General features: G+C 69.0%; 19 protein-coding genes and 1 tRNA gene. 8 read left to right on the top strand and 12 right to left on the bottom strand.

Going from position 1 to position 23,141, the window contains the following annotated elements; all coding sequences use genetic code 11:
• Positions 1-54: 54 nt before the first annotated feature.
• Entirely contained in the window at positions 55-1,554 is a 1,500-nt protein-coding gene (locus ABD172_RS02405; RefSeq protein WP_344306613.1) for an NCS2 family permease, read from the bottom strand.
• 215 nt (positions 1,555-1,769) lie between these two features.
• Between ABD172_RS02405 and ABD172_RS02400 the strand changes: the two genes are divergently transcribed.
• Positions 1,770-2,897 (top strand): SPFH domain-containing protein, encoded by a 1,128-nt coding sequence (locus tag ABD172_RS02400; protein ID WP_344306612.1) that lies wholly within the window; start codon positions 1,770-1,772, stop codon positions 2,895-2,897.
• 115 nt (positions 2,898-3,012) lie between these two features.
• Here ABD172_RS02400 and ABD172_RS02395 read toward each other — a convergent pair whose 3' ends face one another.
• The 4 genes from ABD172_RS02395 to ABD172_RS02380 all read right to left on the bottom strand — a co-directional run bounded on the left by ABD172_RS02395 (position 3,013) and on the right by ABD172_RS02380 (position 7,555).
• Positions 3,013-4,110, bottom strand: a complete 1,098-nt coding sequence (locus tag ABD172_RS02395) for an ABC transporter ATP-binding protein (RefSeq protein WP_344306610.1) — start codon at positions 4,108-4,110, stop codon at positions 3,013-3,015.
• A gap of 88 nt (positions 4,111-4,198) precedes the next feature.
• The gene (locus tag ABD172_RS02390; RefSeq protein WP_344306609.1) at positions 4,199-5,527 is read right to left on the bottom strand and encodes an ABC transporter substrate-binding protein; all 1,329 of its coding nucleotides are present in this window, start codon (positions 5,525-5,527) and stop codon (positions 4,199-4,201) included.
• 100 nt (positions 5,528-5,627) lie between these two features.
• Entirely contained in the window at positions 5,628-6,644 is a 1,017-nt protein-coding gene (locus ABD172_RS02385) for a carbohydrate ABC transporter permease (RefSeq protein ID WP_344306608.1), read from the bottom strand.
• Positions 6,641-7,555 (bottom strand): carbohydrate ABC transporter permease, encoded by a 915-nt coding sequence (locus ABD172_RS02380; protein ID WP_425546643.1) that lies wholly within the window; start codon positions 7,553-7,555, stop codon positions 6,641-6,643. The genes ABD172_RS02385 and ABD172_RS02380 overlap by 4 nt, the downstream gene beginning before the upstream one ends.
• 573 nt (positions 7,556-8,128) lie before the next feature.
• On the opposite strand from ABD172_RS02380, the gene ABD172_RS02375 reads away from it, so the two are divergent.
• Positions 8,129-8,410 (top strand): hypothetical protein, encoded by a 282-nt coding sequence (locus ABD172_RS02375; protein WP_344306604.1) that lies wholly within the window; start codon positions 8,129-8,131, stop codon positions 8,408-8,410.
• A 219-nt stretch (positions 8,411-8,629) separates the two neighbouring features.
• On the opposite strand, the gene ABD172_RS02370 is transcribed toward ABD172_RS02375, so the two are convergent.
• From ABD172_RS02370 to ABD172_RS02360, 3 genes are all read right to left on the bottom strand, one after another.
• Positions 8,630-8,702, bottom strand: a tRNA-Thr gene (locus ABD172_RS02370).
• A 93-nt stretch (positions 8,703-8,795) separates the two neighbouring features.
• Positions 8,796-9,692, bottom strand: coding sequence for a DsbA family protein (locus ABD172_RS02365; protein ID WP_344306602.1), 897 nt, complete (start codon positions 9,690-9,692; stop codon positions 8,796-8,798).
• Between the two features lie 174 nt (positions 9,693-9,866).
• Positions 9,867-11,753, bottom strand: a complete 1,887-nt coding sequence (locus tag ABD172_RS02360) for a serine/threonine-protein kinase (protein ID WP_344306601.1) — start codon at positions 11,751-11,753, stop codon at positions 9,867-9,869.
• Positions 11,754-11,878: 125 nt separating this feature from the next.
• Between ABD172_RS02360 and ABD172_RS02355 the strand changes: the two genes are divergently transcribed.
• Positions 11,879-13,372, top strand: a complete 1,494-nt coding sequence (locus ABD172_RS02355) for an alpha,alpha-trehalose-phosphate synthase (UDP-forming) (RefSeq protein WP_344306599.1) — start codon at positions 11,879-11,881, stop codon at positions 13,370-13,372.
• The gene (locus ABD172_RS02350; protein ID WP_344306597.1) at positions 13,354-14,256 is read left to right on the top strand and encodes a trehalose-phosphatase; all 903 of its coding nucleotides are present in this window, start codon (positions 13,354-13,356) and stop codon (positions 14,254-14,256) included. The genes ABD172_RS02355 and ABD172_RS02350 overlap by 19 nt, the downstream gene beginning before the upstream one ends.
• A 123-nt stretch (positions 14,257-14,379) precedes the next feature.
• Here ABD172_RS02350 and ABD172_RS02345 read toward each other — a convergent pair whose 3' ends face one another.
• Together ABD172_RS02345 and ABD172_RS02340 are read right to left on the bottom strand one after the other, a co-directional pair.
• Positions 14,380-15,438, bottom strand: a complete 1,059-nt coding sequence (locus tag ABD172_RS02345) for a LacI family DNA-binding transcriptional regulator (protein WP_344306595.1) — start codon at positions 15,436-15,438, stop codon at positions 14,380-14,382.
• On the bottom strand, positions 15,435-16,442 hold the full coding sequence (locus ABD172_RS02340) for a LacI family DNA-binding transcriptional regulator (protein ID WP_344306594.1): 1,008 nt from the start codon (positions 16,440-16,442) through the stop codon (positions 15,435-15,437). Before ABD172_RS02340 ends, ABD172_RS02345 begins: the two co-directional genes overlap by 4 nt.
• Before the next feature lie 133 nt (positions 16,443-16,575).
• Between ABD172_RS02340 and ABD172_RS02335 the strand changes: the two genes are divergently transcribed.
• Both ABD172_RS02335 and ABD172_RS02330 read left to right on the top strand, forming a co-directional pair.
• A complete protein-coding gene (locus tag ABD172_RS02335; RefSeq protein WP_344306592.1) occupies positions 16,576-17,265 on the top strand; it encodes an ABC transporter ATP-binding protein in 690 nt (229 codons plus the stop codon).
• Positions 17,266-17,268: 3 nt separating this feature from the next.
• Positions 17,269-18,492: a DUF4032 domain-containing protein gene (locus tag ABD172_RS02330; protein WP_344306591.1), complete on the top strand. Its 1,224-nt coding sequence runs from the start codon at positions 17,269-17,271 to the stop codon at positions 18,490-18,492.
• 79 nt (positions 18,493-18,571) lie between these two features.
• On the opposite strand, the gene rlmB is transcribed toward ABD172_RS02330, so the two are convergent.
• Both rlmB and cysS read right to left on the bottom strand, forming a co-directional pair.
• Positions 18,572-19,525, bottom strand: coding sequence for a 23S rRNA (guanosine(2251)-2'-O)-methyltransferase RlmB (gene rlmB, locus ABD172_RS02325; protein WP_344306589.1), 954 nt, complete (start codon positions 19,523-19,525; stop codon positions 18,572-18,574).
• A 56-nt stretch (positions 19,526-19,581) separates the two neighbouring features.
• On the bottom strand, positions 19,582-21,048 hold the full coding sequence (cysS, locus tag ABD172_RS02320) for a cysteine--tRNA ligase (protein WP_344306587.1): 1,467 nt from the start codon (positions 21,046-21,048) through the stop codon (positions 19,582-19,584).
• Positions 21,049-21,313: 265 nt separating this feature from the next.
• Between cysS and ABD172_RS02315 the strand changes: the two genes are divergently transcribed.
• Both ABD172_RS02315 and ABD172_RS02310 read left to right on the top strand, forming a co-directional pair.
• A complete protein-coding gene (locus tag ABD172_RS02315; protein WP_344306585.1) occupies positions 21,314-22,405 on the top strand; it encodes an S-(hydroxymethyl)mycothiol dehydrogenase in 1,092 nt (363 codons plus the stop codon).
• Complete coding sequence (locus ABD172_RS02310; RefSeq protein ID WP_344306583.1) at positions 22,405-23,058, top strand: MBL fold metallo-hydrolase; 654 nt, start codon at positions 22,405-22,407, stop codon at positions 23,056-23,058. The genes ABD172_RS02315 and ABD172_RS02310 overlap by 1 nt, the downstream gene beginning before the upstream one ends.
• Positions 23,059-23,141: the final 83 nt, after the last annotated feature.

Below are 23,141 nucleotides of genomic sequence, written 5' to 3'. Positions count from 1 at the left end.
CCTCGGCGTGTGTTCGCCGGAGGAGGCGACGTCTGACCTGTTCGCCAGGCGGCGTCAGGCGCCGGCCGGAGCCCCGCCGAGCATTCCCTGCAGCGGACCGGAGACGAAGTAGAGGACGAACATCGCGGCGCTCACGTACATGAGCGGGTGGACCTGTCCGGCCTTGCCGCGGATGACCTTGATCGCGACATAGGTGATGAAGCCGGCGCCGATGCCGTTCGTGATCGAGTACGAGAACGGCATGAGGACGATCGTCATGAACGCGGGGATCGCGATCTCGAGGTCCGCCCAGTCGATGCGGACGATCTGCTGCATCATGAGGAAGCCGACGAGGACGAGGGTGGGTGCCGCCGCCTCGGACGGGATGACGTTCGCGAGCGGGGCGAGGAACACCGTCGCGAGGAAGAGGACACCGGTCGCGACGCTCGCGAGGCCGGTGCGCGCGCCGTCGCCGACGCCGACCGTCGACTCGACGAAGCCGGAGTTCGAGGAGGTCGATCCCATGCCACCGAGGATCGCGCCGAAGGCGTCGGCGACCATGATGCGGCGGGAGTTCGGGATCTCGCCCTTCTCGTCCTTGATGTCGCCCTCGTTCGAGATCGCCACCATGGTGCCGAGGAGGTCGAAGAAGTTCGCGATGAGGAGGGTGAAGACGGCGAGCGCGGAGGCGACGATGCCGATGTTCGTCCACGAACCGAGCAGGTTGAAGTCACCGAGGAGCGAGAGGTCCGGGAGCGTGAACCACTGCTGGTTCAGCGACGGCACGGACAGTCCCCAGCCGAAGTCGTTGGTCGTCCCGTCTGCACCGACCTTGGGGCCGACACGGAAGATCGCCTCGAGGACCACCGCGAGGACCGTGGCGCCGAGGATCGAATAGAGGATGGCACCCTTGACGCGGGCGGTCCACATCGCGAAGAGCGCCACGAGGGCGACGACGAAGACGAGCATCGGCCAACCGAAGAGCGAACCGGCGTTGCCGAGCGCCAGCCCGTTTCCGCCTCCGTTCGAGATGAACCCGGCGTTGATCATGCCGATGAGAGCGATGAAGAGACCGATGCCGACGCTGATCGCGTCCTTGAGCGACTGCGGGACGGAGTCGAAGATCGCCTTCCGGAACCCGGTGAGCACGAGGACGAGCAGGATGATGCCCTCGATGACGACGAGGCCCATCGCGTCGGCCCAGGTCATACCCGGGAGCACGACGATCGAGGCGGTGAGGAACGCGGAGAGTCCGAGGGAGGAGGACACCGCCATCGGGAAGTTCCCGACGAGACCCATGAGGATCGTGAGGAGACCGGAGACGAGGGAGGTCGCGGCGGCGATCGCCGGGAGGTTCGGGGTCGCCTCCCCACCGAGGTAGTTGTTCATCGAGTCCGCGACCCGCCCGAGGATGATGGGGTTGAGCACGACGATGTACGCCGTCGCGAGGAAGGTCGAGAGGCCACCGCGCAGCTCGCGGGTGACGGTCGATCCGCGCTCCGTGATGTGGAAGAAACGGTCGAGTGCGCCGCCGGGCGCAGGTGACGTCTGCCGGGTCTGTGAATCGGTGCTCACGAAGCTCCGCCGTTCTGTGATGGGCACGCAGCCGCCGACCGCGCCGAGGCCCTGGATTCTGGGACGAATCACAGTGTAGGACCGGGATCGTTGCAGGACGGTGACGCACAGGGCGCATTGTCGTGGACACCACACGGATAGGGTGGAACGGAAAGGTCCCGCAGGACCCACGTCACACGTCCGGACAGATCACCCACACGCCAGGAGGCATTTCCGTGGAAGCCGCATTCGTCCTCGTGCCCGTCGTCGTCGTCATCATCATCGCGATCGTCGTGCTCGCACTTCTCTTCGGCGGCCTGCGCACGAGCATCTTCTTCACGGTGCACACGCAGGAGAACGTCATCGTCGAACGCTTCGGCAAGTTCAAGAAGGTGGCGAAGCCGGGCCTCAACACGAAGGTCCCGTTCATCGAGACCATCACCCGTCCGATCTCCCTGCGCGTGCAGCAGCTCGAGGTCGTCATCGAGACGAAGACCCGCGACAACGTGTTCGTCACCATTCCCGTCGCCGTGCAGTACCTGGTGAACGAGGCGAACGTCGCGGACGCCTACTACCGCCTCGCGAACCCGGAGGAGCAGATCCGCTCGTACGTGTTCGACACCGTGCGGTCGGCGCTCTCGACCCTCACCCTCGACCGCGCGTTCGAGTCGAAGGACGACATCGGCCGCAGCGTCGAGGAACGACTCTCCCAGTCGATGGGGGCGTACGGGTTCCGCATCGTCAACACCCTCGTCACGGACATCGCCCCGGACCCGCGGGTGCGCGACTCGATGAACTCGATCAACGCCGCCCAGCGCGACCGCGAGGCCGCACAGGCCCTCGCCGAGGCCGACAAGATCAAGCGCGTCACCCAGGCCGAGGCGGAGGCCGAGTCCAAGCGCCTCCAGGGTGTGGGTATCGCGGCACAGCGGAAGGCGATCGCGATCGGTATCGCCGAGCAGTTCGAGATGCTCAAGGCGGCCGGCATCAACGAGACCGCCGAACAGCTCCTCCTCATGACGCAGTACTTCGACACGATGCAGGACGTCGCCCGCAACGGCCGTTCGAACGTCCTGTTCCTGCCGTCGAACCCCGGTTCGATCGGCGACCTCTCGACCGAGATCCGCAACGCGCTCCTCGCGACGCAGGAGGCCGACCACGCCCGTCGCGAGTCCGAGGAGGAGATCGACGAACAGGCAATGGCGGAATCGCGCCGTCAGCTCCGTGAACAGCAGCAGGAACAGGCCCGGATCGCCGAACGGTCCCGCCAGGCCGCGGCCCAGGCGGCCGAGGCGGCGCGCCGTCACGGCGTCGACCTGCCTCCCGGCATCCCGGGGATGCCGCCGGTGCCGCCGCAGGCCTGAAACGCACGGCGGTCCTGCACGCAGGACACGACAACGGGCGATGCCCCGGGACCTCGGTCCCGGGGCATCGCCCGTTCTACGTGAAACCGTTCGGCGCGGACCGCCGGGGAACCGCTCAGCCGAGCAGCTGTTCGGTCTCCGAGTCGAACACGAGCACCTTCGAGGGGTCGACCTCGAAGGTGACCCGGGAACCGGTCGCGGGACGGGCGCCCTTCGGCATGCGGGCGACGAGCGCCTTGCCGGTGAGGTCGCCGGGGTGCACCGCGTACACGTAGGAATCGGAGCCGAGTTCCTCGACGAGCTGCACCTCGAGGTCGATGCCCGCCCCGCCGCCGGGAGTCCCGGGGGTGTCCGTGTGCGCCGTGATGTCCTCGGGTCGGATGCCGAGCATCACTCCGGGTCCCTGCGGGGAGGTCCCGGTCGGCAGCGGCACGGTGACCCCCTCCGCGACGGCGCGGCGGTTCCCGTCCACCGAGGCCGGGACGAGGTTCATCGTGGGAGAGCCGATGAATCCGGCGACGAAGAGCGTCGCCGGGCGGTCGTAGAGCTCGCGCGGGGTGCCGATCTGTTCGACGCGTCCCTGGTTCATGACGACGACACGGTCCCCCATCGTCATCGCTTCGGTCTGGTCGTGGGTGACGTAGACGGTCGTGACCCCGAGGCGGCGCTGGAGCGAGGAGATCTGCGCCCGGGTCTGCACCCGCAGCTTCGCATCGAGGTTCGACAGCGGTTCGTCCATGAGGAACACCTGCGGCTGTCGGACGATCGCGCGGCCCATCGCGACGCGCTGCCGCTGGCCGCCGGAGAGCTGCCGGGGTTTGCGGTCGAGGAGCTGGTCGAGTTCGAGGAGCGCCGCGGCCTCGTGGATCCTGCTCCTGCGTTCTGCCGCGGGCATGCCCTGATTCTTGAGGGCGAACTCCATGTTCCCCGCCACCGTCATGTGCGGGTAGAGGGCGTAGCTCTGGAAGACCATGGCGACGTCGCGTTCGCGGGCGGTGAGGCCGGTGACGTCCTCGGTGCCGAAGTCGATCCGACCGCCGGTCGGCAGTTCGAGGCCCGCGAGCATGCGCAGGGTCGTCGACTTGCCGCAGCCGGACGGGCCGACGAGCACGAGGAACTCGCCGTCACTGATCCGCAGGTTCACGTCCTGCACGGCAGGCTTCTCGGCGCCCGGGTACCGCAGGGACACGTCCTGCAGGCTGACATCGACCATGAATGGTCTCCTTCGTGGCTGGTGGTGCGGTGGAAGTTGTCCCCGCCTCCTGCCACCGGGGGCGGCAGGAGGCGGGGACCGGGAGGGGTCAGCCCTCGAGGATCGGCTGGAGGTCGTTCTCGTAGAGCGAGGTCATCTCGTCCTGCGCGGCCTGCAGACGCTCGGTGACGTCGACGTCGGTCGTGAGGATCTCCTGGAGGGCGGTCGCGATCGCGAGGTCACCGCCGGGCAGGAGGACTCGGCCGTAGTCCTGGGTGCGGGTCTTCGTGTTGAGCTGGTCGACCGCCACCTGGAAGTTCGGGTTCTGCTCGTAGACGGCGCTCATGTCGGCGTCGGTGCGAACCGGGACGTAACCGGTGTTCTCGGAGAACGTCGCGGTGTTCTCGGAGTTCGTGAGGTACGCGAGGAACTCGGCGGCGGCGAGCTGCTCCTCCGGGGAGGCCTTTGCGGAGATGCCGATGCCCGCACCGCCGGTGGGGACGATCTTCTCCGACTCGACCGGACCGGCCGGGAGGAAGCCGACGCCCACCTCGAAGTCCGCGGCCTCGGTGATACCGCCGAGCGAACCGGTCGACCCGATCATCATGGAGGTGGCACCTGCGGCGAAGTCGTCGGACATGGTGCCCGAGGACACGTTCGCGAGGCCGTCCTGGACGAGGTCCTGGGCGAAGGTCACGCCCTCGACGGTCTCCGGGGAGGTCATCGCGGACATGTCCCACTCGTCGGACCAACCGCCGCCGTAGCCCCAGATGATGTTGTTGAGGACCCAGGCGGGGTAGTCGTTCGCGGGCGGGAACGTGAAGGGCGACTGGGCGACGCCGGCCTCCTTGAGCTTCTCGGCGTTCGCGCGGAACTCCTCCCAGGTCTCCGGCGCCTTGTCGGGCAGACCGGCCTGCGCGTAGTGGTCCTTGTTGTAGTAGAAGACCGTGGTCGAGCGGGAGTACGGGACGCCGTAGTGCTGGTCCTCGTAGAGGTAGTCGTCGTAGAGGGTCTGCTGGTACGTGGAGACGTCGTTGCCGGCGGCCTCCATGACGTCGTCGACCGGCAGGAGCGAACCGTTCGCGTAGTTCGTGAACCACGTGGCGTCGGAGACGACGACCATCGTGCCGATGTCCTCGGAGTTCTGGGCGGTCTGGAACTTCTGCGAGACCTCCTCGTAGTTCGCGCCTGCGGTGACGAGTTCGACCTCGATACCGGTCTCCTCGGTGAAGCCGGCGATGAACTCCTTCTCGAGCTCCATCGAACCGCCGGGGTGGTTCGACCAGAAGCTGATCGATTCGGCCGGTTCGATGCTCGAGTAGTCGACCTCGGCGGCGTCGGACTCGGTGGCGCCGACGGAGGGGCCGCAGGCGGTGAGGCCGAGGGCGAGGACGCCGAGTGCCGAGGCACCGACGAGGTAACGCGGGGTACGGGACATGTTTCTCTCCTGAGATGTGGGTGGAGTGGGACGAGAACGGACGCGGATGCTGGATCGGGAACCGGCCTGTGCTGAGCCGGGAATCAGTGGGGCACGGCGCTCACTTCACTGCGCCCTGGGTGAGCCCGGCGACGATGTACCGCTGGAGCATCGCGAACACGACGAGGACGGGCAGGATCACGAGGACCGCTCCGGCCATGAGCACGCCGTAGGACCCGGTCGAGCTCTCGAGCGACTGGAGCAGGTTGAGGCCGACGGGGAGCGTCATCTTCTCCGGGGTGTCGGTGATGATGAGCGGCCACATGAAGTTGTTCCACTCGCCGACGATGGTGACGAGGGCGACGGTCGCGATCGTCGGGGCGGACACCGGGACGACGATCCGCCACATCCGCTTCCAGTGGCCGGCGCCGTCCATCTCCGCGGCCTCGAGGAGTTCCGGCGGGAGGGTCTTGAACTGCTGGCGCAGGAGGAACGTGCCGAACGCGGTCCCGAGGCCCGGCAGGATGATGCCCCACAGGGTGTTCCGACCGCCGAGCGCGGAGATCGTCATGTAGTTCGGCAGGAGCGCGACCTCCGGCGGCACCATGAGGGCGACGAGGACGAGGAGGAAGATGACGTTCTTGAACCGCACCTTGACGAAGACGAGTGCGTAGGCGGTGGCGATCGCGAGGTACACCTTGATCGCGGAGGCGACCACCGTCGTCACGACGCTGTTGAACAGCACCCGCCCGAGCGGCACCTGGTCCGCGACCTTCGCGTAGTTCGCGAGGGTCGGTTCCTGCGGCAGGAGGGTCGGGGTCGTCGTGATGATCTCGTTCGCGGGTTTGAACGAGCCGATCACCATCCACAGCAGTGGCAGGACGATGAGGGCGAACGCGATCACCATCGGCAGGTAGCCGGCCACGAGGGTTCCGGCGATCCGACGACGGGAGAACGGCCCGTTCCGGCGTTCACCGTCCCGGGTCCCACCACGCGTCCCGGTACCGCGGGGAGCACCGGCGGCGCTGCGGTCGACGATGCCGGCGGCGCCGAGGGCGCCGTACTCGGTGGCGGCGGCACCGGTGGGACGGGACGTGGTGCCGGTGGGCGCCTCGGCGGGGTTGCCCGTGGTGCTCATGCGTAGTGGACCTTTCGCTCGACGAAGCGCATCTGGACGGCGGTGATGACGAAGAGGACGAGGAACAGGACGACGGAGATCGCGGCAGAGTAGCCGGCCCGCTGGTAGGCGCCGAAGCCCTGGAGGAACATCTCGAACACGATCGTGTTGGTGCCGTGACCCGAGGGGGTCATGATGCGGAGGATGTCGAAGGCCTGCATGGAGCTGAGGATCGACGTGATGACGAGGAAGAACATGGTGGGGCTGAGCAGCGGCAGGGTGATGCGGAAGAAGCGGCGGACGGGGCCGGCATCGTCGATCTCGGCGGCTTCGAGGAGGTCCTTCGGGATGGACTGGAGTCCGGCGAGGTAGACGACCGCGCAGTAGCCGAGGTTCTTCCAGATGTAGACGAGGATGACCATGACGAGCGCGAGGTTCTTGTCGAGGAACCATTCCGGGGAGTCGAGGCCCCACAGACGCAGGAAGTACGCGAGGACGCCGATCCGCGGATCGAAGATGAAGCTCCAGATCATGCCGACGCCCACACCGGAGAGCACGTAGGGGCTGAAGAGCGCGGTGCGGGCCACGGTGCGACCGGGGATCGCGCGGTTGAGCACGAGGGCGAGCAGCAGGCCCAGTGCCATTGATCCGATGACCGTCGCGAGGGTGAAGACGATCGTGACCCGCCAGGTCTCGATCCCCTCGGGTTCGGTGAAGAGGCGGAGGTAGTTGTCGAACCCCGCGGAGCTCGCTCCTGTGGCGCCGAGCCGCCAGTTGAGCGTCGAGTAGTAGACGTTCGACAGCAGCGGGTAGTAGATGAATACCGCGATGACGAGCAGGTTGGGGCCTGCGAGGGCCGCGAACAGCAGCCGGTTGCGGGTACTGCGTGAGCGTCGGGACCGTACGATCCCCACGTCCGTCGTCATCGCCATTCGGTTCCTTCGGTGCTCGTGCGCGACCGGTCTCCGGGGTGACCGGGCCGGGTGGTCGGCTGCCCGCGGAGACCGGGGCGGCCGAAGCAACGAAGAAATCCTGGGCGTCGAGCGTGAACCGTGCGGACGATTCAGGTGAACGGACGGGAACGTCGGAATGAAGGAACGCGCGTTCCCCGGGGTGCTTCAGGACATCCGGCGGAAGAGAGGCTCCGGGAGTGATCTGGGTTACTGGTCAGTTGGATGCGGTCGGCTGCGTCCTGAGGAACCGAGATCGCAATAAGCGACGTTCCGGCCACCGAGATCCCAATTCGCTGCTGGAAATCCGAAGAACCCAGCACAGGATCGCGCCCTCAACGTCCCCACCCTCACTGAATCGCGCACTCGGCGCACCCCGCCCACCGGCGCTCTGAAGAAACCGCAGGAACGACGAAGTCCCGGCGCGGAGGAATTCTCCGTGCCGGGACTTCTGTGGGAAGACGATGGTGGCGTAACGGTGCGGCACACTGCACTCGATCACGTGAGCAACCTCCTCACGAACGAGGCAGGTGAACCCCCTGCGAAAGGACTCTCTTGACTCCCGACGAAGCACTCGCAACCGCACTCTCCCTCATCACGAGCACCCGCCACACCACCGCCACCATTACCGGCGAGACCGCACACCACTTCATCGTCTCCGCGTACAGCCCCGACAAACAGCCGATCCCCGGCACAGGCTGGTGGGACGTCGACAAACGAACCGGCACCGTCACCCGACACGGCTCCTACGCCCCTCCGAGCCGCGCCCTCGGCGAGCCGCTCGAGCACACGTGGAAGTACCCCTACGCCCCCGCCAGCATTCTCCTCGACGACTGAACGCCGCTGACTGCATCCCCCACTATCGGCTGCGCACTTTGGCACGATCCAGCCGCCTGAAATCGTGCCGAAGTGCGCAGCTGACTCCGGAATCGTGCGAAAGTGCGCAGCTGATTCCCTCCACCGACGATCGCACAGGGGAACAATACGTACTTCGGTCGGGCAGGAACGACGAAGTCCCGGCGCGGAGGGATTCTCCGTGCCGGGACTTCTGTGGGGAGCCCCCTGTCGGACTCGAACCGACGACCTTCGCTTTACAAGAGCGGTGCTCTACCAACTGAGCTAAGGAGGCGGACAGCAACGATGATTCTAGGCCACCGGTGCGGGCACCGTCATATCGGCGCCCGTACCGGTGATCTGCGTGCTCGCCGTATACGCCGGAGCGTCAGCCGATCTCGCCGGCGGCCCGGAGGACCTCGGTCGCGAAGGCCTGCGGATCCGACCAGTCGGTGGTCTCGCCGTTGATCTTCACGGTCGGGGTGCCCTCGACACCGCGATCGCTCAGTGCGCTCTGGGTCTCACGCGAGACGGTCTTCTCGAACGACACCTCGGTGATCGCCTCCCGCACCGTGAGCGGGTTCCCGTCACCGTCGACGGCGTTCTTCGTCGGTGCCTCGAGGTCGACACCCGCCTGTTCGAGCAGGCTGCACAGCTGCTCGTCGTCCATGCCCGAGGCTCCCTCGGCCGGCTGGTTCTCGAAGAGGGTCGAGACGACGTCGAAGAGCACAGCGGCCTGACCGGAGTCGGCAACCGCGGCGAAGGCGTTGGCGGACCGGGTCGAGTACTCGTTGCCACCGGACTGCGAGTCGAGGATCGCGACCGGGTTGTACTCGAGAGAGATCGTGCCCTCGTCGAGGAGGGTGGCGAGGTTCTGCCCGTTCGCCTCCTCGAAGGACTTGCATGCGGGGCACTGGAAGTCGAGGAACACCTGCACGTGGGCGGCGCTCTCCTTGAGGCCGGAGTCCGCCGCGGTCGGCAGCTCGGCGGGCACCTCGGCATCGCCCGGCTTTGGCGGCGCGATCGCCATGTGCTCCGCACCGTCGGCGGACTTCGCGAGGGTGACTCCCCCTGCGACGTACGTGCTCGGGGACGCGGCGGGCTTCGCGGCGTTCACGAACAGCATCGTGACGATGACGGCCACCGCCACCACGACGACGCCGATCCCGGAGAACAGGACGATCTTGCCGATCTTGTCCCGCTTGGCCTGCGCCTCGGCGAGCCGGCGGGCCTGTTCGCGCGCGTTCTGACGTCGGTCCGGTCCGGACGGGTTGTTCTTCGCCATGAGTCCTCAGAAGTTCGGGGTCGATTCCGGGGCAATCCTAACGACCGCGTCCGAGTCCCGGCCCCGAACTTGAAGGTTCAAACAAATCTTGCGGGAGATTGCCAGCCACCGTGCCGGCTCGGGACCTGCTGCCGGCGGCCCGTCCGCCTCCTGCCCGTGAGGGCCGGAACCGGTTCAGCTGCCCGCGGTCGGGATCATCGCGAAGGGATTCTCCGCGAGCGGCCACCAGGTCGTCGAGGCACCGGAGGTCACCGCGATGCTCGCGAACGCCGCGACGACGGTGAGCACTCCGACGACGATCCACTCGCCGACGTGGTTCCGCGACACCGAGTGCATGAGGTATCGCGAACCCATGCGCAGCTTCCCCGAACCGGGGCCCAGCCACAGGACGACCGCCGCGGTCGCCCCGGCGGCCCACATCGAGACCGCTTCGGACATTCCGCTCGGCACGATCCCCATGACGTCGAGTCGCATGAGGACCGCGACGGCGAGCGCGGCGATCCCCGGCAGGACGTGCGTGATGGCCGAGAGGACGGTCTCCCCGAGGAGCACGAACGGCAACCGTCCGACGGTCCCGGCCGTGGACACCGCTCCCGGCCCGTACTCGATACGGGTCCGGTGCCGGTGCCGGGCGAGGCTCGCGATGGTGCGCGCGACGATCCCCCACACGTAGGAGGCGAAGAGGACGAGGAAGGGCCCGAGGGGTGTCACCGTCACCCCGACGACGAGGAGCGCGAGGACCGCCCAGATCCCCACCCGTTTGCGCGGTGCGTGCGCGGGCGCGACCGTCGGGCCGGGCTGCCCCTGCGGGGCCGGGTGACCGCCCTGCACATGGGCCTGTACCGGGGCTCCCGGATAGGGCCCGGCCACCGCACCCGAGGCGCCCTGCGGCGTCGCCCGTGGGTCCAGTCCCAGCGGCCCGTAGGCGGGCTGTGCCCGTCCCGGCAGTTGTGCGGGCGTCGGTGTGCCGGACACTCCGTGGACGTGGGCCGGTGCCGACATCCCCACCGCGGCCGCACCCGGGTTCTGGGGCGCGGCCCCGACTGCCGGTGTCCCCGGCATCGGAGACCCCTGAGCGGGGGTCCGATCGGCGCCGGGATACCCGGCCGCCGCGAGGCCCGCCGCGGCACCCGCGCCCGGATGCCCCGGTCCGTGGGCACCCTGGTGCCGCGGTACGCCCTGGGGCATGACAGCGGTCCCGGGGCCGGAATAACCGGGCGCCTCGGGGATGGGCGCGCGGTCCTGGCGGCTCTGCCCGAGGGTGGGCATCCGGCCGCTCTCGATGTCGACGAGTGCTTCGAGGATCATCTGCCCGGACGGGCGACGTTCGGGCTTGGGATCGAGGCACGCGCGCAGCAGCGGCACGAAGAGCGCAGGAGCACCGTCGAGGTTCGACCGGCCCATCGCGACCCGGCCGAGCACCGCCTCGAGCGGGCCCGAACCGTAGGGGTTGCGACCGGTCGCGGCGAACGCCATCGTCGCTGCCCACCCCCACCAGTCGGTCTTTTCGTTCGAGGGCTTGCCGTCGGCGATCTCGGGACTCAGGTAACCGGGGGTGCCCATGACGAGGCCAGTCGCGGTGACCCGCACCTCGTCCGCGGCCTGGGCGATCCCGAAGTCGATGACCATCGGTTCGCCGTCCATGATCATGACGTTCGCGGGCTTGAGGTCACGGTGGATGACACCGGCCTCGTGGACCGCGTTGAGCGCGTCGAGGAGGGCGTGCCCGAAGTGCACGAGTTCGTCCTCCGCGAAGGGGCCGTTCTCCCGCACGTCCTCGGACAGCGTCATGCCGTCGACGAACTCCGTCACGAGGAACGGGGTGGGCGAATCGAGTTCGGCGTCGAGGACCTCGGCGATCCGCGGGTGCTTGATGCGGCGGAGGGTCCGGACCTCCCGGGCGAGGCGCTGCCGGGCGATCTCGTCGTTCGCGATGTGGGCGTGGAGGACCTTCACGGCGACGGGATTCCCCGCGCCGTCGATACCGAGATACACGACGCCCATACCGCCGGATCCCAGCTGTTCGATCAGGCGGTATCCGCCGAGTTCTTCCATCGCCATCATCCCCAGGGTAATCGACCGGGTAGAGTGCCACGAAGCGACCCAGGAGTAGATGGCATCGGTGGACGGCCACCGGCAGAACCTGCGTGGCACCACCGACAGCGACACACAATGAGCGACACACAATGAGCGACACACAGAGAGTGAGGACATCGGTGATGGTCCCGGACACCGCTTCCGGATGCGACTTCGTCGTCGTCGCCAACCGCCTTCCCGTCGATCGTGACACGAGCTCCCCGGACCCCCAGTGGCGCACCTCCCCCGGCGGCCTCGTCACCGCGCTGCAACCGGTCATGCAGGCCCAGGCGGGCGCGTGGATCGGCTGGGCCGGCACCCCCGACGAGGACATCGACCCCTTCGACATCGACGGTATGCATCTCGTTCCGCTGCGACTGTCCGCGGACGAGATCGAGCTGTACTACGAGGGTTTCTCGAACGCGACGCTGTGGCCGCTGTTCCACGACGTCATCGTGCCTCCGGAGTTCCACCGCGCGTGGTGGGACGCCTACATCCGCGTGAACCGACGGTTCGCCGAGGCCGCCGCGGACGTCGCCGCCCGTGGCGCCACCGTATGGGTGCACGACTACCAGCTCATGCTCGTGCCGGAGATGTTGCGGGCCCTCCGCCCGGACGTGTCGATCGGATTCTTCAACCACATCCCCTTCCCGCCCTGGGAGATCTTCGCGCAGCTGCCCTGGCGCACCCGCATTCTGCGCGGGCTGCTCGGCGCCGACCTCATCGGTTTCCAGCGGCCCACCGACGCCTCGAACTTCCGGCGGTGCGTCCGCATGAACTTCGGGTGGACGACGAAGGCGAACGCGATCCGGGTCCCGGAGGATCCCGAGGTGGGCACCGCCGAGCACGTCGCCGAGGCGAAGGCGTTCCCGATCTCGATCGACACCTCGGCCCTGGACGCGCTCTCGCACGATCCGGCGATCGTCGCCCGCGCCGCGCAGATCCGTGCGGAACTCGGTGACCCCGAGGTGCTCATCCTCGGCGTCGACCGGCTCGACTACACGAAGGGCATCCGCCACCGACTCAAGGCGTACGGCGAACTCCTCGCCGACGGGCTCATCGACCGGGAGAAGGTCACCCTCGTCCAGATCGCGACGCCGAGCCGCGAACGGATCGACCAGTACCAGCACATCCGCACCGAGGTCGAACTCGCGGTCGGCCGGATCAACGGCGAGTTCTCCGACCTCGGCTACCAACCGCTCCACTACTTCCACCAATCGTACCCGCGCGACGAGATGACCGCCCTCTACCTCGCGGCCGACATCATGCTCGTCACGAGCCTGCGTGACGGGATGAACCTCGTCGCGAAGGAGTACGTGGCCTGCCGTCCCTCGGGCACCGGGGTCCTCGTGCTGTCCGAGTTCACCGGAGCCGCGGACCAGCTCACCCAGGCGGTCATGGTGAACCCGCACGACATCTCCGGGCTCAAGGCGGGTATCGTCCGTGCCGTCACGATGGACGAGAAGGAACAACGCCGCCGGATGCGCGCGATGCGCCGCAAACTCCAGGGAGACGACGTCCAGACCTGGTCACGTCGGTTCCTCCAGGACCTGCACGCTCTCGACTCCGACAAGGGGATCAGCTCATGGGAGAAGACCGCCTGACTCCCGGCCCGCAGCAGCCGGACGCCACCCCGGCGGGGCCGCCGCTCTCCGCTCCCGGGGACGTCGACCTCGCACCGCTCCTCGGGCGGGGGCGCCTGCTCGTCGCCCTCGACTTCGACGGGGTCGTCGCTCCGCTCACCGACGATCCCGCGCACTCGACGCCGCTGCCGGCCACCGCCCGTGCGATCGCCGGCCTCGCGGCCCTGCCGGACACCACCGTCGGGTTCATCTCCGGCCGCCCGCTCGGCGTGCTCAAGGACCTCACCGACCCACCGCCGCAGGCGGTGTTCATCGGCTCCCACGGTGCGGAGGAGGACTTCGGCGCCGAGGCGCCCCGCGCCTCGGCGGGTGACGGCACCTCGGATGACGACGGCGCCCCGGCCCTCACCCCCGCCGAACGGGCGGTGCTCGACACCCTCGATGCGGCGTTCGCCCGGATCTCCGCGGAGGCGCCGGCGGAGGGCGAGGGCGAGTTGCGCCTCGAACGCAAACCCCTCGGTCGGACCTTCCACGTGCGGGGGACGACCGGCGCGCGCCGCGCGTTCTTCGTCGAGCGCGTGGACGCACTCCTCGCGGACGTGCCGAGCGCCCGCCGGATCCACGGGCACGAGGTCATCGAGTACGCGGTCCGGAAGACGACGAAGGGGCAGGGCCTCGCCCGGATGATCGACCGGACCGGGGCACGGGCCGCGCTGTACATCGGCGACGACACGACCGACGAGGACGCGTTCGCCCTCCTGCACCGGGTCCGTGCCGAACTCCCGGGGCTCGGGGTCAAGGTCGGTCCGGGCGCGACCGCGGCGGACGTCCGGATCCCCGCGCCCACGGACGTGTCCGTCCTCCTCGCCCGGCTCCTCGAGTCGCGCGCCCCGCGCGTGGCCTGAGCCGGCAGGCCCGGAGCCGGTTCGCCAACGGATTCGCGGAGGGAAACCGAAACTCTTTCCGTCTCGCGAAACGGCAATCGAATCGATTGCCCTGGGGAAATCCGTTTCCGAAACGTTGGACGCCTACCGCTGGGCGACCGGCTTCTCCGAGGACCGCAGCACGAGCTCGGGAGCGACGAGGTAGTCCGCGGGATGCCCGGCGCCGCGCACGAGTCGGGCGAGTTCCTCGAGGACGGATTCGGCGATCGCCGCCCAGTCGTACGCCACCTGGGACATCGGTGGGTCGACGACATCCGCATCGGGCATCTCGCCGACGGACAGGATCGAGAGATCGCGCGGGACTCCGAGGCCCAGGCGCCGGGCCGCCTCGAGCACCCCGAAGGTGAGCGCGGGCGAGCAGCTGATGATCGCGGTGCACCGCTCGCGCAGCAGCTGGTCGGCCGCCTGCGAACCGGACATGATCCCGGTCCCGCCGACGACGACGGGTGCCTGATCACGCGTCGCCGGGATGTGGAGGACGTCGGCGATCGATTTCCTGAAGGCCCCGGTCCGGATGCTCGCGGAGGAGTCCTCGGGAGTCGCGAGGCCGATCCTCCGGTGCCCGAGGTGGACGAGGTGACGGACCGCGGTGTCGATGCCCTGTGCGGAGTCGAGAACGATCTGGGCGACACCCTCGTGGCGGGCGTTCGACACCCGGATGAGCGGGATCCCGTGGGCGGCGAGCCGGGCGGCCTCCGGGGTCGCGGTGCCTCCGCCGAGCACGATCGCGCCCGACACCCCGGCCTTCGCGAGGCGCGCGGCCGAGGACGCGAGGTCCTCCCCGGTCGCCACCCGCACGGCCACCCACCCGCGGCGGAACATCCGCTGGGCGACCTCGAGCGCGAGGGTCTCGTAGGGGTCGACGTCGGACCCGCGGACGACCGCCTGGACGAGCGCGATGAGCGTCCCGGCCCGAGGCGCCTGCCTGCTCCGGACACCGAGGGTCCGCAGCGCGACCTCCACTGCGGTGCGCGCCTCCTCGGACACCCCGGGTTTCCCCCGGAGCACCCGGGAGACGGTCGAGATCGACTTACCGGACGCCTCGGCGATCGCGCGGAGCGACACATCGCCCCGGATGTCCCCCGTTCCGCCGAGATCCCCGCGCGCGCCCTGCGCTCCGCGTCCCTGCGGTGCCCCGCTCACGCGCGGACCGCCGCGGTCGACTGCCGGGCGGTGAGCCACGGACGGAACGTCGGGGGCACCGAACTCATGTGGGCACCGGGCAGACCGAGCACGGTCCGGACGGCGGCGACGAGCGCCTCGACCATCCCGGCCCGCTCGAGTCCGAGGACCGTCGCCGGTGGATCGGTGTACCGCATGGTCGCGGAGTCTCCGAAACCGACGACGGACAGGTCGCGCGGCACGACGAGCCGCCGCTGTCGCATCGCGGCGAGCACCCCGTGCAGCTGGAGAGCGCTCTGCACGATGACGGCGGTGCACGTCGCGTCGCGGAGTTCGGCCGCCGCCCGGATGCCGCCGCTGAAGGACTTCGGGACCGGCGCGATCCAGCGTTCGAGACGACTCGCCTCGGTGAAGGCCCGGGCCGGGTGTTCGGCGAGGAACCGGTCGCGGAGGGCGGCGGCGAGCGCACCGGAGTCGTTGCAGATGAGCCCGATCCGCCGGTGGCCGAGCTGGTGGAGGTGGTCGAAGGCGAGCGTGAGACCACCGGTGAGGTCGACCCGGGCGGCGACCCACTCGGACCGCACGCGGGTGCCGCCGGGCGCCTCGGTACGACCCGCCTCGAGGGTGGCCTCGGAGAACCGGACGACGGGCACGTCGACGTCGAGCGGGGTGAAGGTCGGGGTGACGACGGCGGACGCACCGGCGTCCACGCACGCCCTCACGTCGACGAGGTCGGGGTGGAGGAACGGCGTGGCGGTGAGGACGCCCATCCCCTGGAGCTGCACGCACACCGCCCGGACGACCTCGATCTGCCAGTGCTCGGGGCGCGGCGGGGCGCTCACCGCAACGAGGTGCGCGGACTCGTTCTGCAACAGGGTCGACCGGGCGTACCCGGTCTCCGCGACCGCGGCGAGGACCCGTTCACGGGTCGCGGCGGACACCGCGTCCCGCCCGCCGAGCACGCGGGAGACCGTCGTGACCGACACCGCAGCCGCGCGTGCGACGTCCTCGAGGCGAACTCCCATGGGCTCGATTCTAGGGGGGGGACACCGGAGGTGGGCACCCGCGCACAGCTCCCTGGGAAGGACCTCCCGATCGGGCCCGGACGCGCCCGATAGAATGGCCTTCCGATCCCTGCCCCGACGAAGAGGAGACCTCATGGCGACGGTCACGCTCACCGATGTCGGCCACCGGTACCCGTCCACGGTGACCCCGTCGATCGAGGGTGTGAACCTCCATGTGAAGGACGGCGAGTTCTTCGTCCTCCTCGGCCCGTCCGGCAGCGGCAAATCGACACTGCTGCGGATGATTCACGGTCTCGAACGACCGACCTCCGGCACCATCCACATCGGCGGTCGCGATGTCACGGCGGTCCTCCCGAGCGAACGCGATGTCTCGATCGCCTTCGAGAGCTACGCCCTCTACCCGCACATGGACGTCGCGGAGAACATGGGCTTCGCGCTCCGGCTCGCCGGCATCGCCCCCGACCGCATCGCCGAACGCGTGCAGTCGGCGGCCGCGCGCCTCGGTCTCGAGGACGTCCTCGGTGCGAAACCCGAGGAGCTCGACGGACTCCAGCGTCAGAAGGTCGCGCTCGCACGGGCCCTCGTGCGCGACCCCCAGGTGCTCGTCATGGACGAGCCCCTCGTGAATCTTCCCGCCGAGGCGCGGGTGGACGTCCGCGACCGCATCAAGTCCCTGCAGAGCGGCCTGGGCATCACGACCCTCTACGCGACCACGGACGTCGACGACGCCCGCGCCGTGGCCGACCGGATCGCGGTGGTCGCGGACGGTCGCATCGAACGGGTGTACGAGGCGGCCGAGTTCCCGGAGCTCACGGCGGTCTGAGCCATGCGTCTGGCAGGAGAACACCTGGATCCGGGAGCCGCCGCGCTCCCCTGGCACCTGCCGCTCGAGCAGTGGCCTACGGAGATCCTCGTGGGTCTTCCGCGCGGCATCTCCCGCCACGTGGTCCGTTTCGTCGAGATCGACGGTGACGTCGTCGCGATCAAGGAGACGGAGGACCCGATCGCCGTCGGCGAGTACGAGACCCTGTCCTCGCTCGCCGCGCTCGACGTCCCCGCGGTCCAGCCCCTCGGCCACGTGACCGGGCGGGCCACCGAGGACGGCACACCGTTGCCCGGTGCGCTCCTCACCCCTCACCTGCGGTACTCCCTCCCCTACCGCGATCTCTTCAGCCGGGAGCTCGCAGCGGACACCGCGCTGCGACTCGTCGACGCCCTCGCGGTCCTCCTCGTCCGTCTGCATCTCGCAGGGTTCTTCTGGGGCGATGTGAGCCTGTCGAACGCCTTGTTCCGCCGTGACGCCGACAGTTTCGCCGCGTACCTCGTCGATGCGGAGACCGGAGAGCTCCACTACACGCTCTCCGACGGGCAGCGCGACCACGACCTCCAGCTCGCCCGGGTGAACATCGCCGGGGACTTCCTCGACCTCCAGGCCGGCGGGCTCGTCGACCCCGACGTCGATCCGCTCGCGGTGAGTACCCGTCTCCTCGAGCGGTACCAGGCGTTGTGGGGCGAGCTCACGCGCACCGAGGAGTTCTCGATGGACGAGCGCTGGCGGATCGACGACCGCATCCGCCGGCTCAACGACCTCGGTTTCGACCTCGGCGAGTTCACGATCACGACGGACCTCGACGGTGTCACGACGCGGATCGAACCGAAGGTCGTCGAACCCGGCCACCACCGTCGCAGGCTCCTGCGCCTCGCGGGCATCCGGGCGGAGGAGAACCAGGCCCGCCGCCTCCTCAACGACATCGACGCCTATCGGATGGCGTTCCCCGAGCTCACCGAGGCCGAGGCCGCCGTCGCCTGGTTCCGGACGATCTACCAACCGGTGCTCGACGCGATCCCACCCGACCTCCACGGGCGCCTCGAGGGGCCGCAGCTCTTCCACGAGTTCCTCGACCACCGCTGGTTCCTCTCGGAGAACGCCGGTCGCGATGTCCCCTTCGACGACGCGGTGCAGTCGTACCTCGGGACCGTCCTCGCGCACCGGCGCCAGGAGTCCTCGTTCCTCGCCGCTCCGAGGCCGGACGACGGTCGGGACCGCTGAACCCGGACGAGCCGCCCTCCCCGAACACACCGCGGGCCCTGCACGTCGAGTGCAGGGCCCGCGGTGTGTCCCGGCGGCGTCAGCGTGCGGGCTCGGCGCGCTTCCTCGCCACTTCGTAGAGCGTGACCGCCGCGGCGATCCCGGCATTGAGGGATTCGGTCGAGGCCGCGATCGGGATGGACACGATCTGATCGCACGTGTCCGCGATGAGACGTGAGAGGCCCTTGCCCTCGGACCCGACGACGATGCACACGGGCACCGTGGCGAGTTCGAGGCCCGGCAGCTCGACGTCCCCGTCCATGTCGAGGCCGAGGACGAACACACCCTGCTTCTTGAGGTCCTCGAGGGCCCGGGCGAGGTTCGTCACCTGGGCGACCTTGATACGCGCGGCCGCACCGGCTGCGGTCTTCCACGCCGAGGCGGTCATCGCCGCAGCGCGCCGCTCCGGGATGATGACGCCGTGACCGCCGAAGGCTGCGGTCGAACGCACGATCGCCCCGAGATTGCGGGGGTCGGTGATGCCGTCGAGGGCGACGAGGAGCGGCGTCTCGAACTCGTCGGCGGCCCGGGCGAGGAGGTCGTCCGGGTGCGCGTACTCGTACGGCGGCACCTGGAGCGCGACGCCCTGGTGGATCGCGTCGTCGGTGAGCCGGTCGAGGTCGGGCTTGGACGCCTCGAGCATCGTGATGCCGCGTTCGGCCGCGAGCCCGATGATCTCCTTGACGCGGTCGTCGGAGTCGATCCGGTGCGCGACGTAGAGAGCGGTCGCGGGGACCCCCTCGCGCAGCGCCTCGAGGACGGAGTTACGGCCCGCGACGACGTCCGCGCCGCGTTCCTTCTTCTTGCGCTTGGCCTGGGCGGCCTGCCGGGCGCGCCGCTCCTGCAGCGCCTTGTGCGCCTTGTGGTAAGTACGGTCCTCGGCCTTCGGGGTGGGGCCCTTGCCGGCGAGCTTGCGCTTGCCCTGGCCGCCGGATCCGACCTTCGGGCCCGACTTCTTCTTCCGGACCGCTCCCGCGCGTGGCTTGGGTGGCATGGTGTTCTCGCTTTCGCAGTTGGTCGTGGGGTGCTGCGTTCGGTCGGTCGCGATGCTCAGTCGCGCAGCTGGTACCGGAACCCGTCGGGCGTGTCCTCGAGGACGATTCCGGCGGCGGTGAGGCGATCGCGGATCGCGTCCGCGGTCGCCCAGTCCTTCTCCTTCTTCGCCGCGAGCCGCTCGGTCGCGAGTTCCTTCACGAGGACGTCGAGCGCGGCCTGCGCCGCATCCGCACCCGAGGCGCCCGCCGCCCGGGCACTCGGGTTCACCCCCAGGACGTCGAGCATGAGTTCGAGCTGCGCGACGAGGGTGACGAGCGCCGCCCGGGCCTCCGCGGCCCCGGGGCCCGCGACCCCGGCGTCGAGGAGCTTGTTGCCCTCGCTCAGGGTGCCGAAGGCGACCGAGAGTGCGATCGGGATCGAAAGGTCGTCGTCCATCGCGGCGGCGAAGTCCGCGGGCACCTCGGCGACGCGGTCGGCGTACCCGGCGGCCGCCTCGGGCACGGGAGGCGCGTCGTCCCCGAGGGCCTCGCGCGCCCGCGACAGGAACCCGGCGAACCGCTCGTGGGCCACCTGTTGCCGTTCGACGGACTCCGGCGAGTACTCGAGCACGGACCGGTAGTGCGCGGTCGAGAGGAAGAGCCGGACGACGATCGGGTCGAAGCGGTCGAAGAGCTCGTGGGCGAAGACGGAGTTGCCGCGCGACTTCGACATCTTGTCGCCACCGATGTTGAGCAGCCCCGAGTGCATCCACACCCGGGCGAAACGGTCGCCGGCCGCGTTCGACTGCGCGAGTTCGTTCTCGTGGTGCGGGAACCGCAGGTCGAGACCGCCGCCGTGGATGTCGAACTCGCTGCCGAGGTAACGGGTCGCCATGGCCGAGCACTCGAGGTGCCACCCGGGACGGCCACGGCCCCAGGGCGTGGTCCAGGACGCGGATTCCGGGTCCGTGTCCTTGTGTCCCTTCCACAGCGCGAAGTCACGGGGGTCCTTCTTCCCGCGCAACGGGGCGTCACCGGCGTCGCTCATGTCCTCGAGCCGCTGGTGCGTGAGCGCACCGTACTCCGGCCAGGAGGCCGAGTCGAAGTAGACGTCGCCGGAGCCGTCCGTCGCGGCATAGGCGTGGCCGGAGGCGATGAGACGTTCGATGAGGGCCACCATCTCGGTGACATGACCGGTGGCACGGGGCTCGTACGTGGGGCGCAGGACACCCATCGCGTCGTACGCGGCCGTGAACTGCTGCTCGTAGTGGTAGGCGTGGGCCCACCACTGCCTGCCCTCCTCGACCGACTTCGTGAGGATCTTGTCGTCGATGTCGGTGACGTTCCGGACGAGGGTCACATCGAATCCCCGGTAGGTGAGCCACCGACGGAGCTGGTCGAAGACGACGGCACTGCGCATGTGGCCGATGTGTGGAGCCCCCTGCACGGTCGCACCACAGACGTAGATCCCCACTGCACCCGGGCGAACGGGCACGAAGGGTTCGAGGCTGTGGGACGCGGTGTTGTACAGGTGGATACTCACCCGCCCGATTCTACCGCCGAAGGCCGGGATGATCCGGCGTTCCTTCCCGTGCCTCCGGCCACCCACGGACCCACCTCGTGGCTCCCGGTCCGCACCGTGCGTTCCCCACCGGAGACAGGTCGTGTGCCACCGGTCCACGGAGGAAACTCCGGATTCATGAGCGCGTGCTGATATGGCAGTGTCATACCTGACGCACTGTCGTCATGACGCACACGTGTACCGTCATGGACCCTGTCACAGTCCCCCGAACCGTCCTAGGAGACTCATGCCCACCACAGTCAAGGGAATCGTCGCACTCGAGAAGGGTGCACCGGTCGAACTCGTCGACATCGTCGTCCCCGATCCCGGGCCGGGCGAGGTCGTCGTCGACGTGAAGTCCTGCGGCGTCTGCCACACGGACTTCCACTACCGCGAGGGCGGGATCGGCGACAACTACCCGTACCTCCTCGGACACGAGTCCGCCGGCGTCGTCGCCGAGGTCGGCCCCGGTGTCACCGAGGTCGAGGTCGGCGACTTCGTCGTCCTCAACTGGCGTGCCATCTGCGGTGACTGCCGTGCGTGCAAGCGCGGAGAGCCCTGGTACTGTTTCGCCACCCACAATGCGACCCAGAAGATGACCCTCGCCGACGGCACCGAGCTCGAGGCCGCACTCGGCATCGGGTCCTTCGCCGAGAAGACCCTCGTCGCCGCCGGTCAGTGCACCAAGGTCGAGGAGTCCGACCCGGCCGTCGTGGGCCTCCTCGGCTGCGGCATCATGGCCGGCATCGGCGCCGCCATCAACACCGGTCAGGTGACGCGCGGGAAGTCCGTCGCCGTCATCGGGTGCGGCGGGGTCGGCGATGCAGCGCTCGCCGGTTCGTACCTCGCGGGCGCCTCGCCGATCATCGCGATCGACTTCGACGAGAAGAAGCTCGAGGCGGCGAAGGAGTTCGGCGCGACACACACGATCGTGTCGAAGGGCCTGGGCGAGGACGAGGTCGTCGCGGCGGTCCAGGAACTCACCGGCGGCTTCGGTGCGGACGTCGTCATCGATGCGGTCGGCATCCCCGCGACGTGGCGCCAGGCGTTCTACGCCCGTGACCTCGCCGGCACCGTGGTCCTCGTCGGTGTCCCGACCCCGGAGATGGAACTCTCGATCCCCCTCGCGGACGTCTTCGGCCGCGGCGGCAAGCTCATGTCCTCGTGGTACGGCGACTGCCTGCCCGAGCGTGACTTCCCCATGCTCGTCGACCTCTACAAGCAGGGGCGACTGCCCCTCGAGAAGTTCGTCACCGAACGGATCACCGTCGACCAGGTCGAGGAGGCGTTCGCGAAGATGGGACGCGGTGAGGTCCTCCGCTCGGTGGTGGTCTACTGATGGCGCGCATCGAACACCTCGTCACCTCGGGCACGTTCTCGCTCGACGGTGGCACATGGGACGTCGACAACAATGTGTGGATCGTCGGTGACGACACCGAGGTGATCGTCATCGATCCTGCTCATGATCCCCGGGCCGTCGCCGAGGCGGTGGCGGGCCGGTCCGTGCGCGCGATCCTCCTCACCCACGGGCACGACGACCACATCCGTGCGGTCCGGGAGACGGCGACGCTCCTCGGGGACGCGCCGGTCCACCTCAACGACGCGGACCGGCACCTGTGGGACATGGTCCACGACGGTGCGGCGCCCGCGGGAACGATCACCGCCGACTCCTCCTTCGAGGTCGGAGGCGTGACTCTGCAGGCCCTGCTCACGCCCGGCCACTCCCCCGGATCCACGTGCTTCTACGTGGCGGAGGGACTCGAATGGGACGGACAGGCTCGACCCGTCGTGTTCTCCGGCGACACGCTGTTCAACGGCGGTCCGGGTGCCACGGGACGTTCGTACTCGAGCTTCAACACGATCATCGAGTCGATCAGCGCTGTCCTGTTCGCTCTTCCGGAGGACACGGTCGTCCTCACCGGGCACGGAGATCCCACCTCCCTCGGAGCCGAGAAGCCGCACCTGCAGGAATGGATCGACCGCGGGTACTGACGTGCGCAGACGCTGAACCCGCACGGATTGCCGGCTCTTCGCAGTTGGGGGTGTAGTCCAGAGCTGAACCACCCGAACCATCC

Origin of the sequence: Brevibacterium samyangense (assembly GCF_039529845.1) — a bacterium.
GTDB lineage: Bacteria > Actinomycetota > Actinomycetes > Actinomycetales > Brevibacteriaceae > Brevibacterium > Brevibacterium samyangense.
This window is presented reverse-complemented; position numbering and strand designations above follow the sequence as displayed.